Source organism: Nocardioides sp. Soil774 (assembly GCF_001428125.1).
Lineage (GTDB): Bacteria > Actinomycetota > Actinomycetes > Propionibacteriales > Nocardioidaceae > Nocardioides.
In genome coordinates, this window is the sequence record NZ_LMSM01000007.1 from 63,501 (window position 1) to 77,085 (window position 13,585).

Sequence of the window (13,585 nt, forward strand, 5' to 3'; positions counted from 1 at the left end):
TGGGTGACGGTTGGAGCGCTCACTCCTGGCTCCCTTCCTGGGACTGACTCTCGTCCAGCCCGGTCTGCGTGGTGGCGTCGGATCCGCCCAGGAGCGGCTCGTCGGCGCTCTGGCCGGCGTCGCCGAGCTTGGCGAGGTAGGCCTCGTAGTCGGCCTGGCTGACGACCTCGACGTTGAAGAGCATGCGCGAGTGGTAGACGCCGCAGAGCTCGTAGCACTTGCCGACGTACTTGCCCTCGACGGTCGGCGTCACCTGGAACTTGTTGACGCGACCGGGGATGACGTCCATCTTCACGAGGAACGACGGCACGCCGAAGTCGTGGATCACGTCGGGCGAGTGCAGGTTGAACTGCACCGTCTGGTCGACGGGAAGCACCAGCGTCGGGATCTCGCGCCCGGTGCCGGAGGTGTAGACGTAGTCGCCGTAGGCGAAGCTGCCGTCCTCGCCGGTGGCGGTCGGGTCCTGCTCGCCGACGCCGTAGTTGAACGTCCACGACCACTGCTGGCCCATGATCTCGACGGTCAGGTCCGGCTGCTTGTCGAGCGCCACGATCTCGTCCTGCACGCGCACGGTGTGGAAGAAGAACACCACGCACATCAGCACCGGGGCGATCGTGTAGAAGACCTCGAGCGGGAGGTTGTAGCGCGTCTGGCGCGGGACCTCGTCGTCGCTGCGGCGGCGGAACTTCACCACGGCGTAGAAGATCAGGCCCCACACGATGATGCCGGTCGCCATGGCGGCGACCCATGCCCACTTCCACAGCTCGTAGGTGAAGGGGCCCTGGGCGGTGGCCCGGTCAGGCATGGCGAGGTTCTTGATCTGGTGGGTGTCGGCCTCGGAGCAACCGGCCAGCACCAGCATCGTCACGCCCAGCAGCGCGACCTTCAGGGAACGCCGCACCGGCGCGCCCGAAAGCTTGGGGACTTGCAGACCCACTGACGAGCCTCTCTCTCGGACCGTTTTCGACATGCAGAGGGTATCCCCAACCACCCACGTCGTGGGGGGCAGGGTCGGGTGTCGACCGATCTGTGAGAGGCGCCACGTGTGCGTGGCATAAGTTGCCACTGTGACTGGGCGCGCCACCGGACGGACCGACCTCGACAGCGCGTCTGCCGAGCCGCTCCACCCGGCAGCCCGCGACGTGCTGCTCGCGGCGCTCGAACGGGGGTACGCCGACCCGCGCCGGCTGCACCGCGCCGGCCGCGAGGCCAGGCTGCTGCTCGACAACGCCCGCGAGGCCACCGCCGACGCGCTGGGGGTCCGCCCCGACGAGGTGACCTTCACCCCGAGCGGCACCCACGCGGTGCACCTGGGACTGCTGGGGCTGGTGAGGGGGTCGCGGCGCGGCGACGTCGTCGTCCACTCGGCCGTCGAGCACTCCGCGGTGAGGCACGCCGTCAGCTGGGGCGCCCGGGCGGTGGAGGTGGGCGTGATGGGCGACGGCCGGGTCTATGACGGCGACCTCGTCGAGAACGCCTGCTCCCCCGGGGTCGGGGTCGTGGCCCTGCAGACGGCGAACCACGAGGTCGGCACCGTGCAGGACGTCGGCGGGTTCGAGCTGCCCAACGACGTCCCCCTGTTCACCGACGCCTGCGCCTCGATGGGCCGTCTGCCCCTCCCCGACGGCTGGGCGGCCGCCGCCGGCTCGGCGCACAAGTGGGGCGGCCCGGCCGGCGTCGGGGTGCTGCTGGTGCGCAAGCGCGCCCGCTGGCGCAACCCCTTCCCCGGCGACGACCGGGTCGACGAGCGCTCGACCGGCTTCGAGAACGTCCCGGCGGTGCTGGCCGCGGCCGCCGCGCTGCAGGCGGTCGTCGCCGAGCGCGAGGAGGTCGGTGCCCGGCAGCACGAGCTCGTGGACGTCGTACGTCGTCGTGTGGCGGCCGAGGTGCCCGACGTCGAGGTCGTCGGCGACCCCGACCGACGACTCCCCCACCTGGTGACCTTCTCCTGCCTCTACGTCGACGGTGAGGCGCTCGTGACCGAGCTGGACCGACGTGGCTTCGGCATCGCCAGCGGGTCGGCCTGCACGGCCTCGACGCTCACCCCGAGCCACGTGCTGGAGGCGATGGGGGTGCTGACGCACGGCAACGTGCGGCTCTCGCTGCAGCGCGAGACCACGCGCGCGGACGTCGACGCCTTCTGCGACGCGCTGCCGGGCGTGGTGGCCGAGATCAGGTCGCGGGTGGGCATGTGAACGAGCAGGTGAACGAAGAAGTGGCCCTCGAGCTCGACTGTCGCGACCTGCCCTGCCCGATGCCGGTGATCGAGCTCGCCCGGCAACTCGGCGACGTCGAGGTCGGTGAGCTGCTCGCGGTCGTGGCCCACGATCCCGCCGCGGCCGTCGACGTGCCGGCGTGGTGCCGGATGAAGGGGCAGGACTACGTCGGCGCGGACACCGCTGACGACGGCGCCCCGCGCTTCGTCGTACGACGCGTGGGCTGAGTGGGTCCGGCCGTCAGGGCCGGATCGTGCGCAGGTGCGGCTCGAAGTCGGCGACCGCGGCGTCGCCGTAGGTCGCGCCGCAGCGCTCCAGGAACGCGCTGCGGGAGATCTCGTACTCCTGGGTGCCGACCTGCTCGACGACGTAGACGGCCAGCAGGCAGCCGAGCTGCGCGGCACGCTCGTGGCCCAGGCCCCAGCTCAGCGCGGCCAGGAACCCCGCGCGGAACGCGTCGCCGACGCCGGTGGGCTCGACCTTCTCGATCTCCGGCACCGCCTGGACGACGACGGACTCCTCGCCCTGGCGGTCGATGCGCACCCCGGCCGGGCCGAGCGTCACGACCCAGGTGCCCACGCGCGAGAGCACCTCCTGGGCGCTCCACCCGGTCTTCTGGGTGATCAGGCTGGCCTCGTACTCGTTGGAGAACAGGATCTCCGCGCCGTCGATGAGAGGGCGGATCAGGTCGCCGTCACCGAACGCGAGCTGCTGGGACGGATCGGCCAGGAAGGCGTAGCCGCGCTGGCGGCACTCCTCGGTGTGCCGCAGCATCGCCTCGGGGTCGTCGGGGCCGATGATGACGTAGTCGGGCTCGCCGACGCGGTCGACGATCGGCTTGAGCTCGATCTCGCGCGCCTCGCTCATGGCGCCGGCGTAGAAGCTCGCGATCTGGGCCATCGAGGAGTCGTTGGTGCACACGAAGCGGGCCGTGTGACGCGTCTCGGAGACGTGGACGGAGTCGCAGTCGACGTTGTGGCGCTGAAGCCACGCGCGGTAGTCGGCGAAGTCCTCGCCGACGGCGCCGACCAGCACCGGGCGCAGGCCCAGGTTGCCGAGGCCGAAGCAGATGTTGGCGGCGCAACCGCCGCGGCGCACCTCCAGGTCCTCGACCAGGAAGGACACCGACAGCTTGTCGAGCTGGTCGACGACCAGGCTGTCGGCGAACCGGCCCGGGAAGGACATCAGGTGGTCGGTCGCGATGGATCCGGCAACGAGGAGGGACACGACGCGAAACACTACCTTCCGGTAGAGCTCGGGATACCACGCAGTAGCCAATAGCGTCGGTGGCATGACGACACCGCAGCCCGGATCCGTGCGCCCCTCCCACCTGGTCCACGACGAGCTCGCCTCCCCCGCCGAGATGGCCGCCGACTGCCGTGCGACCGGTCAGAACCTGCGCCTGGAGCGGATCGCGCGGGTCGTCGCGGCCGCGCCCCCGAGCATCCGCTTCGAGGACTACCCCGCAGAGGTGGGCAAGCGCGAGATCCGGGTCTCCGACGCGGCCGCGCGGCTGGCCGGCGCGCTGCACCTGCACCTCGACTGACGCGTACGACGAAGGGCCCCAGCCGATCGGCTGGGGCCCTTCGTCATGCTGCTGAGGTCAGCGACTGATCAGTGGAACGAGTCGCCGCACGCGCACGAGCCCGTGGCGTTGGGGTTGTCGATCGTGAAGCCCTGCTTCTCGATGGTGTCGACGAAGTCGATCTCGGCACCGTTGAGGTAGGGGACGCTCATCCGGTCGACCACGACGGTCACGCCGTCGAAGTCGGTGGTGACGTCACCGTCGAGGGTGCGCTCGTCGAAGAAGAGCTGGTAGCGCAGGCCCGAGCAGCCACCGGGCTGCACGGAGATGCGCAGGGCCAGGTCGTCACGGCCCTCCTGCTCGAGGAGGCTCTTGATCTTGCCGGCGGCCACCGCGGACAGGTTGATCTGGTCGGTGCGGCGCTCGGTGGTCTCGACCTGCTCGGTCATCTCATCACTCCAGAGGTCTCGGTGTAGTGCTCATTGCAATGGTCGCACACGCCGGGTTATTCCCTGAACGCCGCGAGCGGCCGGCGACGGAGTCGCCGGCCGCACTGCGGTGTGAGCGGCGCAGCACGGCGCCAGCCGGGCCAGCCGGTTCACCTGGACCAGGTGCGCGCGACCCGCTGGGCGAGCTCGGCGAGCGCCTCGGCCGGGGCGCCGAGGGCCCGCTCCTCCCCCACCAGGTCGACGAGCGAGTAGGCCGACTCGATCCCGAGCGCGCGCATCTCGCGCGAGCCCACGAGGACCTGCCCGGCCAGCGCGATGCAGGGCCGCAGCGCCTCCGAGGCCACCCCGGCCACGCCGTAGGGGACCTTGCCGGCCCGGCTGGAGAAGTCGAAGGCGCCCTCGCCGGTCACCACCAGGTCGGCGGAGCGGGCGCGGGAGGCGAGCTGGACGGCGTCCGCGACCAGGTCGATGCCGGGCTCGCGGGTGGCGCCGAGCACCATGAGCGCATAGCCCATGCCGCCGGCGGCCCCGGCGCCCTTCTCCAGCGACGTACGCCGGTCGGTGGCCGTGGCGAACGCCTCGAGCCAGCCGTCGACCTCGGCGATGCGCTCCTCGGCGACGCCCTTCTGGGGGCCGTAGGTCTTGGTGGCGCCGAAGAGGCCGGTGAGGGGGTTGTCGACGTCGCTCGCCGCGACCAGGGTCACCCCGGAGAGGCGCTCGCGGGCGCGGGACAGGTCGACCTCCGTCACCGCTGCGAGGGCTGCGGGACCGGCGTCCAGGGCGACGTCGGCGGTGGCGCCGAGGGCGGCGAGCACCCCGGCACCGCCGTCGTTGGTGCCCGAGCCGCCCAGACCGACGACCACGGTCCGCGCGCCGGAGTCGACGGCGGCGAGCACGAGCTCGCCGACGCCGCGGCTGGTCGCGGACTCCACGTCGCCGTCCGCCAGGTGCAGCCCGGCCGCCTGGGCGCTCTCGACGTAGGCGGTGCCACCGACCACCAGCACCGCCGCCGGCACGGCGTCGCCGTGCGGCCCGGAGACGGTCACGGCCGCGAGCTCACCGCCGAGCGCGGCGTGGAGCACGTCGACGAAGCCGGGCCCGCCGTCGGCCATCGGCGCGAGGTCCAGCTCGTCGCCGGGGGCCTGGCGCGCCCACCCCTCGGCGATGGCCCGCGCTGCCTGCACCGCGGTGAGGGTGCCGGCGAACTTGTCCGGGGCGATGAGCACGCGCATGGCGCCCATCCTTGCAGCGCCCTGTCAGGCATGCTTGCGGGCATGAGCGAGCGGAGCGAGCGAATCATCGGACACAGCGCCCCATGTGCCTCGTGCGCGCACGGAGCGAAGCGAGTACGCGCATGAGCTTGGAGCCGATCGTCGCCGAGGTCACCGTGCCGGTGACCCCCACGGAGGCCTTCGTCGGCTTCACCGCGCAGATGGGCGAGTGGTGGGACCCGATGCTCACCCCCGACCCGCCGACCTTCAGCAGCATCGCGATCGACCCCGACGGACCGGTCGAGACCGTCCACGACGACGACCAGCGCTACACCTGGGGCCGGGTCGACGGCTGGGACCCGCTGGGCCACCTCGTCATGGAGTTCTGGCTCGGCCACGACCAGGCGGAGCCCACGCGGCTCGACGTGCGCTTCACCGAGGAGGGCACCGGCACCCGCGTCCGGCTCGTGCACAGCGACTGGGCCGACGGCTCGGAGCAGGTCCGTGCGAAGTACACCCACTGGGACGACCTCCTCGCGCGCTACGCCGCCTTCGTGTCGTGACCGCGCCGGTCGTGCGGCCGATGCGCGAGGACGACCTCGAGGCGTTCGCCGACATCACGGCCACGTCCTACTACGAGGTCGACGCCCGCACCTTCCAGCGCGCGTGGCCCGATCCCGTACGCCGGCCTCCGGCACGCAACGGCGCGTGGATCAGCCGCACCAGGGCGGCGCTGCGCACGGACGCCGCCGGGTGCTGGGTGGCCGAGGTCGACGGTGAGGTGGTCGGGGGCGCGGTGTCGCGCGTGCGCGAGCTGATGTGGATCCTGGCCTCGTTCGCGGTGACCCCCGCTCACCAGGGCCGCGGCATCGGCACCCAGCTCATGGCGGCGTCGATGCACCACGGCCGCCGCTGCCTGCGCGGCATGTTCGCCGCGAGCGCCGACCCCGGCGCCGTACGCCGCTACCGGCTCGCCGGCTTCGACCTGCACCCGCAGATGCTGCTGAGCGGGGTCGTGGACCGCAGCGCGATCCCCGTGGTCGAGCGCGTGCGCGAGGGCAGCAGCACCGACATCGACCTGCTCGACTCCATCGACCGACGCACCCGCGGTGCCGCCCACCTCTCCGACCACGAGCTGCTGCTGGCCCAGTTCCGCCTGGCCGTCATCGACGACACGACCGGCTCGGGCTACGCCTACGTCGACACCGACGGCGCGCCCGCGCTGCTCGCTGCCACCAACCGGCGTACGGCGGCGCGGCTGATGTGGGAGGCGCTGGCCTCGTCCACCCCCGGCGCGCAGGTGTCGGTGCACCACATCACCGCGGCGAACGCCTGGGCGCTCGACGTCGGGCTGGCGGCGCGCCTTGCGATCCACCAGAACGGCTACCTGTGCGTGCGGCACATGTCGCCCCCGGCGCCCTACCTGCACCACGGGTCGCTGCTCTAGCCAGCAGCGGAGCCGGGCTCCAGACGCGCGCCCGCGCCCACGCTGCCCGCGACCCGGGAGTCGCGGCCCACCAGCACCAGGTCGTCGTCGTGGGCGACCCGACGGGTGGGCTCGGCCCCGACCCGGGCCCGCGCAGCCACCTCGCAGCGCTCGTCGAGCACGGTCGTGCGCACCACGGCCCCCGCCCGGATGACGCAGTCCTCCATGACGACCGAGTCGTGGACCTCCGCGCCCTTCTCGACCACGACACCGGGGCCGAGGACGCTGCCGACGACGAGGCCCGCGACGTCCGAGCCCGGGGACAGCACCGAGTCGTGGCACTCCCCCGTGCCGCGCACCCGCGCCGCGGGACGGTCGGGCCAGTGGGAGATGACCGGACGGCCGGGGTGGTCGAACACGTCGACCTTGCCGCGCAGCAGGTCGCGGTGCGCCTCGAGGTAGAGGCCGGGCTGGCCGACGTCGCGCCAGTACCCGGTGAGGGGCACAGCGGCGACCTTCCCGGTCCCGACCAGGCGCGGCAGCAGGTGCTCGCCGAAGTCGCCGATGCCGCTGTCCCCCTCGGCGGCGTCCTCGGGGTCCTGCTGCGACGCGAGCTCGTGGCGCAGCTCCTGCAACGTGGTGAGCAGGGCGTGCGTGTCGTAGACGAAGATCTCGGTCGCGACCGTGCCGGCCGAGGGCCGCGACGGCTTGTGCTCGATGCCGGTGACCGTGCCGTCGCTGCCCGCGAGCACGACGACGTTGTCGGCGGCGTCCTTCTTCGACACCTCGCTCGTCAGCACCGTGGCCACCCGGCCGGCGGCGACGTGCTCCTCGATCACGGGCGCGAGGTCCATGTTGAAGACGTGGTCGGCACTGCAGACCACGAGCGTGTCTGCGCCGAAGGTCGCGATGTCGGCCGACATGCGCAGCAACAGGTCGCCGTTGCCGTGGGCGAAGCCGCTCTCGGTCGCGGGCCCCGTGCCGGTCTGCGGCACGATCCGCCGGAATCCCCCGCGGTTGCGGTCCAGGCTCCACGGCCGGCCGCCCGAGAGGTAGTCGTCGATGGAGGTCACCTGGTACTCCAGCGACACCCACACGTCCGCCAGGTCGGCGTGCACCAGCCCGGACAGGGCGAAGTCGATCAGCCGGTGGACACCGCCGTAGGGCAGCGCGGGCTTGGCGCGCTCGCGGGTCAGCACGTCCATCCGGGATCCCTGGCCGCCCGCCTGGACCAGGGCCAGCACCTCACCGCGTCGCGTCATGGCCGCAGCATGGCACTCCTGCGGGTATGGCGCGGACCCCGCCCGGCGTCGAGGATGCAGGGATGCCGGGGGTCCTGCTTGCCGTTGTCGTCACCGTCGCCGCGCTGCTCGCACCGGGTGCGGCTGCGCAGCCCGCGGAGCGGACCAGGAGCGCGCCGGCCTTCACTGCTGTCTCCACCTCGTGGGGCGGCACCTGCGCGACGGCGTCGCGGGGACGGGTGTGGTGCTGGGGCTCCAACGCCTCCGGCGGGCTCGGTCCGGTCGACGACGACGGCAAGGTGCCGCGTCCGCGCCGGATCGAGGGCCGCTGGTCGCAGTTCAGCAACGCCGACGGCGTCAGCTGCGGCGTACGCACGCGCGGGCGCGGCTACTGCTGGGGACGCAACGAGCTGGGCCAGATCGCCCGCCCGATCACCGGCTACCCGGTCGTCGAGCCGCAGCGGGTCGCGGGGCGCTGGCGGGAGATCCGCACCACCGGGACGACCACCTGCGGGATCCGGACCAGCGGCGCCCTGCTGTGCTGGGGCTGGGACAACCACGAGCAGGCGGGCGGGGTCGACGGCGTCTACGCCCTGGAGCCGCACCTCGTCGGCCGGGGGTTCGTGTCGGTGGCACCCGGTCTGACCTCCTGCGGCATCAAGCGGGACGCGTCGGGCTGGTGCTGGGGCTGGGGTCTCTACGACCAGCTCGCCAACGGCAACAACACCGACACCGGCGACCCGCAGCGCATCCGCGGCCGCTGGCGCACCATCGACGCCGGCGAGAGTTCGGCGTGCGGCGTGCGCCCGAGCGGCCGGGCGGCCTGCTGGGGCCAGAACACCAACGGCCAGGTCCGTCCGGGGTCGCCGAGCGACGTCGCGGGGATCAGCACGCTCCCCGGGCGCTGGCGGGAGGTGAGCACGAGCGCCGGCGCGTCCTGCGGCGTCACCACGCGCGGCCGAGCCGCCTGCTGGGGCTGGGACGGCGTCGGCACCGTCGGCAGCGGCGCACCGGCGCAGGTCGTGGGCATCCACCGGTTCCCGGGCCGCTGGGTCTCCGTCCTGACCCGGGCCGACAACACGTGCGGGATCCGCACCGACAGACGCCTGTGGTGCTGGGGCAGCAACGAGTACGGCAACGTGGGCAACGGCTCGCTCGAGCCCCGCTTCACCCCCCACCGACTGCCGGGCCGCTGGGCCTCGGTCGCCCTCGCGGGCACGCACACCTGCGGGCTCCAGCGCGACGCCTCGGTGTGGTGCTGGGGCTCGGGCACCGCTGGAGAGCTGGGATACGGACGACTCGACGACCGGCTCACGCCGGTCCGGGCGCGGTGACCAGCTGTCAGTGCCGCGGCCTAGGATCGACATATGAGCCTCGTCGACCTGCCGCTCCTCCCCCTCGGCAAGGGCCGTGACCTCGACGCCGAGCGCGGCGTGGAGTGCCCCGGCGACCTCCCGGCAGCGTCCGACCCCGGCCTCGTCGAGCGCGCCAGGGCCGCGAAGGCGGCGCTGGGCGAGCGGGTCTTCGTCCTGGGCCACCACTACCAGCGCGACGAGGTCATCCAGTTCGCCGACGTCACGGGCGACTCCTTCAAGCTCGCCCGCGACGCCGCCGCGCGGCCGGACGCGGAGTTCATCGTCTTCTGCGGGGTGCACTTCATGGCCGAGTCGGCCGACATCCTCACCTCGCCCGCGCAGCAGGTCGTCCTGCCCGACCTCGCGGCCGGCTGCTCGATGGCCGACATGGCCCGCCTGCGACAGGTGGAGGACGCCTGGGACGCCATGGCCGACGCCGGCATCCAGGACAGCGTGGTGCCGGTGACCTACATGAACTCCAGCGCCGACATCAAGGCGTTCTGCGGGCGCAACGGCGGCGTGGTGTGCACCTCGTCCAATGCCGACGTCGCCCTCGAGTGGGCCTTCGCGCAGAAGGGTGACGGCGACGCCAAGGTGCTCTTCCTCCCCGACCAGCACCTCGGTCGCAACACCGCGGTGCTCCAGATGGGCATCGACCTCGACGAGTGCGTCGTGTGGGACCCGCGCCAGCCCGGTGGCGGGCTCACGCCCGAGGAGCTCCGGCGTGCCCGGATGATCCTGTGGAAGGGCCACTGCTCGGTCCACGGCCGCTTCTCCGCCGACGTCGTCGACGAGCTGCGTGCCCAGCACCTGGGCATCCACATCCTCGTGCACCCCGAGTGCACCCACGAGGTGGTGCTCAAGGCCGACCTCGTGGGGTCGACGGAGTTCATCATCAAGACGATCGAGGCCGCCGAGCCCGGAACGACCTGGGCCATCGGCACCGAGCTCAACCTGGTCAAGCGCCTGGCCGACGCCCACCCCGACAAGAACATCGTCTTCCTCGACCGCAACGTCTGCTACTGCTCCACGATGAACCGCATCGACCTCCCCCACCTCGTGTGGGCGCTGGAGAGCCTCGTCGCCGGCACGGTCGTCAACCAGGTGACCGTCGACCCCGAGACCGAGGCCGACGCGCTCGTCGCGCTGCAACGGATGCTCGACCTGCCCGGCAAGTCGCACCGCGACTGAACGCCGGCGGGGACCGACGATGGCACTGCGCCACATCAGCGACGCCGATCGCCGCAACCGGATCGGCGTACGCCACGCGCTGGCGCCTGCGCACCGCCTCACGACCGTCGAGGACGTCACGCGCGCGATGACCGCGCTGCACGCGACCGAGGCGGCCACCGTGCACCTCGCGGTGGCCGCGCGGGCCGAGGGCCTGAAGGCGGAGGACGTCGACGCCGAGCTCTACGACTCGCGCCGGGTCGTCAAGCAGCTCGCCATGCGCCGCACGCTCTTCGTCTTCCCGCGCGACCTGCTGCCCGCCGCTTGGGGCAGTGCGTCGGCCCGCGTGGCGACCGCGGAGCGCAAGCGCATCGCCAAGGCCATCGCCGCCGGAGGCATCGCCGACGACGGCGAGGCGTGGCTCGACGCGGCCCGCGAGGCGGTGCTCGCCGAGCTGGCATCGGGCCCGGCCACGACCGCCGAGCTGCGGGCGCGGGTGCCGGAGCTGGCCGGGATGGTCGGCGGCGACAGCGGCAAGTCCTATGACCGCCCAGTCCCCGTGGCCCCCTGGGTGCTCACCCACCTCGGCCTCGACGGCCGGGCGCTGCGCGGTCGCAACGGCGGTCACTGGCGGCGGAACTTGCCGACCTGGACCACCGCTGAGCACTGGCTGGGCACGGTCGAGCCCGCGCTCGACGAGGCAGAGGGCTATGCCGCCCTCGTGCGCCGCTGGCTGGCCACCTTCGGCCCCGGCACGGCCGCCGACATCCAGTGGTGGCTGGGCTCGACCAAGACCGCGGTGACCCGCGCCCTGGCGACCGTGGAGGCCGAGGAGGTGTCGCTCGACGACGGCACCACCGGCTGGGTGCTGCCCGACGACCTCGACGACGTTGCTCCGGTCGATCCGTGGGCCGCGCTGCTGCCGGCGCTCGACCCGACCGTCATGGGATGGAAGGCGCGCGACTTCTACCTCGACCCCGCGCACGTCCCGCACCTGTTCGACACCAACGGCAACGCCGGCACGACCGCGTGGTGGGACGGTCGGGTCGTGGGCTGCTGGGTGCAGGACGACGCCGGCGTCGTACGCCTCTCGTTGCTGGAGGACGTCGGACCCCGCGGTCGGGCCGCACTCGAGCACGAGGCCGAGCGGCTGACCGCGTGGCTCGACGGCACCGTGATCGGCAACATCTACGCCTCGCGCCAGATGAGGCAGGCGCTGCGCGACCTGGCGTCCTAGGGCTGCTCGGCGCCCGCGGGCAGCTCGAACCAGAAGACCGCGCCACCGCCCGGGCGTCCCTCGACGCCCATCGTGCCGCCGTGCGCCTCGACGATCCGGCGGCAGGTCGCGAGACCGATGCCGGTGCCGTCGACGGTCTTGTCCAAGCGGGCGAGCGGCGCGAAGACACGCTCGCGCTGCTCGGCCGGCACTCCGCGGCCGCGGTCGCGCACCTCGACGCGGTGCCGCGTCTCGAGCCGGAGGGCCGTCACCTCGACGTCGGGCTCTTCGCCCTGGGGGGCGAACTTGGCGGCGTTGTCGAGCAGGTTCATCAGCACCGACCGCAGCTGGGCCGCGTCGCCGTGCACCAGCGGGAGCGCCCCTGCACGCACCGCGTCCCGGGGCAGCCGGCCCGCCAGGTCGTCGAGCGCCGAGTCGAGCTCGGCCGCGAGGTCGACGACGTCCTCACCCGGTGCGGCACCCTGCGTGGCGAACTCCAGCAGGTTGCTGATCAGGCCCGACATCCGGTCGACCCCGCGGCGCGCGCGCGACACCGTCTCGACGTGGTAGGGGTCGGTGACCTCCATCTCGAGCGCCTCGAGCGACAGCGACACCGACGTGAGCGGGTTCTTGAGGTCGTGGCTGACCTGCCCGGCGAAGTGGGCGAGCCGCTCGTTGGAGGTGTTGAGCCGGAGGTTGAGCTGCCCGAGCCTGCGCGAGGCGAGCTCCAGCTCGAGCACGTCGACGACCCGGTCGGCCAGCTGGGCGAGCCCGCGCTTCGCCTCCGGCGTCACCGGGTGGGCCTCGTTGTCGAAGACGCACAGGGTGCCGATCACGACTCCGTCCGGGGTGCGCAGCGGCTGCGACCCGTAGAACTTCACGTCGGCGATCTCGCCGGTGACCCAGGGGTTCCCGGCGAAGCGGACGTCGTGCGCGGCGTCCTCGAGCACGATGGGCGCGCCAGACTCGACCACCAGGCGGCACATCGAGTTCCCCCTCGGGGAGTCCCGTCCCTCGAAGCCCGAGGTGGCCACCTGGTGCTGGGTGTCGCTGGTGAACAGGTTGACCGCGGCGAACGGCACGCCCGCGACCTGCGCGGCGAGCTCCACCAGGGCGTCGAGATCGCGCCGCGGCGGCCCGCCCACGACGTCGTACGCCGCCAGCGCGCGCTCGCGCCGCTCCTCGTCGGACCCGCTCACAGCCCCGGCGCCTTCCAGACCGCGAGCCAGCGGCCCAGGTCGGGCTCCATCGGCAGCTCGGGGGCGAGCAGGTCGCGCACGGACAGCTCGAGCAGCGTGTCGCGGCTCTGCTCCCCGCTGGGCGCGAAGGGGTAGAACGTGCCCTGCTTGTAGAGGTAGGTCAGTCCGAACCGCTGGCCCGACGCGTTGGCGAAGGGCACCATCGAGCACAGCAGGCCGCTGTCGAAGCCGTTGAGCTCGAGGGTGGTGTTGACGGCGTGGAGGTCGGTGCAGAGCGCCGACATGTCATCACCGTCGCCGCTGACGACGAGCCAGGTGAAGCCGTAGTCGTCCTGGCTGACGCTCACCTGCGGCGCGTCGGCATCGTCGCGCAGCAGGGCCACGACGTCGTCCTGGGTCTGGGCGAAGGCGGCGCCGGTGGCCGAGCGGTAGCAGACCGACCCGGTGCCGGTCGGCTCGAACCCCAGCGCCGTCTGCAGCGTGATCGCCGCGCTCGGCACCAGGAACAGCGCGTCGAGGTCGTTCTTCTTCGGCTGCGTCCTGGCCCGCATCACCTCCCACAGTCCCATCGTGGGCC

The 13,585-nt window shown here is 72.7% G+C and carries 15 protein-coding genes; 8 read left to right on the top strand and 7 right to left on the bottom strand.

Annotated features, from left to right (window positions below):
- Positions 1-19 precede the first annotated feature (19 nt).
- Positions 20-901, bottom strand: a complete 882-nt coding sequence (gene coxB, locus ASG76_RS10055) for a cytochrome c oxidase subunit II (RefSeq protein WP_235529502.1) — start codon at positions 899-901, stop codon at positions 20-22.
- 166 nt (positions 902-1,067) lie between these two features.
- Between coxB and ASG76_RS10060 the strand changes: the two genes are divergently transcribed.
- On the top strand, positions 1,068-2,195 hold the full coding sequence (locus tag ASG76_RS10060; protein ID WP_056602396.1) for a cysteine desulfurase family protein: 1,128 nt from the start codon (positions 1,068-1,070) through the stop codon (positions 2,193-2,195).
- Positions 2,196-2,203: 8 nt separating this feature from the next.
- Positions 2,204-2,443: a sulfurtransferase TusA family protein gene (locus ASG76_RS10065; protein ID WP_200948141.1), complete on the top strand. Its 240-nt coding sequence runs from the start codon at positions 2,204-2,206 to the stop codon at positions 2,441-2,443.
- Between the two features lie 13 nt (positions 2,444-2,456).
- Here ASG76_RS10065 and ASG76_RS10070 read toward each other — a convergent pair whose 3' ends face one another.
- Complete coding sequence (locus ASG76_RS10070) at positions 2,457-3,443, bottom strand: carbohydrate kinase family protein (protein ID WP_056602398.1); 987 nt, start codon at positions 3,441-3,443, stop codon at positions 2,457-2,459.
- Positions 3,444-3,507: 64 nt separating this feature from the next.
- On the opposite strand from ASG76_RS10070, the gene ASG76_RS10075 reads away from it, so the two are divergent.
- Complete coding sequence (locus tag ASG76_RS10075; RefSeq protein ID WP_056602401.1) at positions 3,508-3,762, top strand: hypothetical protein; 255 nt, start codon at positions 3,508-3,510, stop codon at positions 3,760-3,762.
- A 68-nt stretch (positions 3,763-3,830) separates the two neighbouring features.
- Here ASG76_RS10075 and erpA read toward each other — a convergent pair whose 3' ends face one another.
- Both erpA and ASG76_RS10085 read right to left on the bottom strand, forming a co-directional pair.
- Complete coding sequence (gene erpA / locus ASG76_RS10080; protein ID WP_056602403.1) at positions 3,831-4,190, bottom strand: iron-sulfur cluster insertion protein ErpA; 360 nt, start codon at positions 4,188-4,190, stop codon at positions 3,831-3,833.
- Between the two features lie 149 nt (positions 4,191-4,339).
- Positions 4,340-5,422: a glycerate kinase gene (locus ASG76_RS10085; protein ID WP_056602405.1), complete on the bottom strand. Its 1,083-nt coding sequence runs from the start codon at positions 5,420-5,422 to the stop codon at positions 4,340-4,342.
- A gap of 122 nt (positions 5,423-5,544) precedes the next feature.
- Between ASG76_RS10085 and ASG76_RS10090 the strand changes: the two genes are divergently transcribed.
- Both ASG76_RS10090 and ASG76_RS10095 read left to right on the top strand, forming a co-directional pair.
- The gene (locus ASG76_RS10090) at positions 5,545-5,964 is read left to right on the top strand and encodes an SRPBCC domain-containing protein (protein WP_056602407.1); all 420 of its coding nucleotides are present in this window, start codon (positions 5,545-5,547) and stop codon (positions 5,962-5,964) included.
- Positions 5,961-6,848: a GNAT family N-acetyltransferase gene (locus tag ASG76_RS10095; RefSeq protein WP_200948142.1), complete on the top strand. Its 888-nt coding sequence runs from the start codon at positions 5,961-5,963 to the stop codon at positions 6,846-6,848. Before ASG76_RS10090 ends, ASG76_RS10095 begins: the two co-directional genes overlap by 4 nt.
- Here ASG76_RS10095 and ASG76_RS10100 read toward each other — a convergent pair.
- A complete protein-coding gene (locus ASG76_RS10100) occupies positions 6,845-8,089 on the bottom strand; it encodes a glucose-1-phosphate adenylyltransferase family protein (protein ID WP_056602409.1) in 1,245 nt (414 codons plus the stop codon). The two genes, ASG76_RS10095 and ASG76_RS10100, sit on opposite strands and share 4 nt — an antisense overlap.
- A 62-nt stretch (positions 8,090-8,151) precedes the next feature.
- On the opposite strand from ASG76_RS10100, the gene ASG76_RS10105 reads away from it, so the two are divergent.
- The 3 genes from ASG76_RS10105 to ASG76_RS10115 are packed head-to-tail and all read left to right on the top strand — an operon-like array spanning position 8,152 to position 11,830.
- Complete coding sequence (locus ASG76_RS10105) at positions 8,152-9,402, top strand: RCC1 domain-containing protein (RefSeq protein ID WP_056602411.1); 1,251 nt, start codon at positions 8,152-8,154, stop codon at positions 9,400-9,402.
- Between the two features lie 33 nt (positions 9,403-9,435).
- Positions 9,436-10,614 carry a quinolinate synthase NadA gene (gene nadA / locus ASG76_RS10110; RefSeq protein WP_056602413.1) on the top strand — a complete coding sequence of 393 codons (1,179 nt, stop codon included), beginning with the start codon at positions 9,436-9,438 and terminating at the stop codon, positions 10,612-10,614.
- A 19-nt stretch (positions 10,615-10,633) separates the two neighbouring features.
- A complete protein-coding gene (locus tag ASG76_RS10115; RefSeq protein WP_235529504.1) occupies positions 10,634-11,830 on the top strand; it encodes a winged helix DNA-binding domain-containing protein in 1,197 nt (398 codons plus the stop codon).
- Here ASG76_RS10115 and ASG76_RS10120 read toward each other — a convergent pair.
- Positions 11,827-13,008 (bottom strand): GAF domain-containing sensor histidine kinase, encoded by a 1,182-nt coding sequence (locus tag ASG76_RS10120; RefSeq protein WP_056602415.1) that lies wholly within the window; start codon positions 13,006-13,008, stop codon positions 11,827-11,829. The two genes, ASG76_RS10115 and ASG76_RS10120, sit on opposite strands and share 4 nt — an antisense overlap.
- On the bottom strand, positions 13,005-13,577 hold the full coding sequence (gene pspAB, locus ASG76_RS10125; RefSeq protein ID WP_056602418.1) for a PspA-associated protein PspAB: 573 nt from the start codon (positions 13,575-13,577) through the stop codon (positions 13,005-13,007). The genes ASG76_RS10120 and pspAB overlap by 4 nt, the downstream gene beginning before the upstream one ends.
- Between the last annotated feature and the right edge of the window lie 8 nt (positions 13,578-13,585).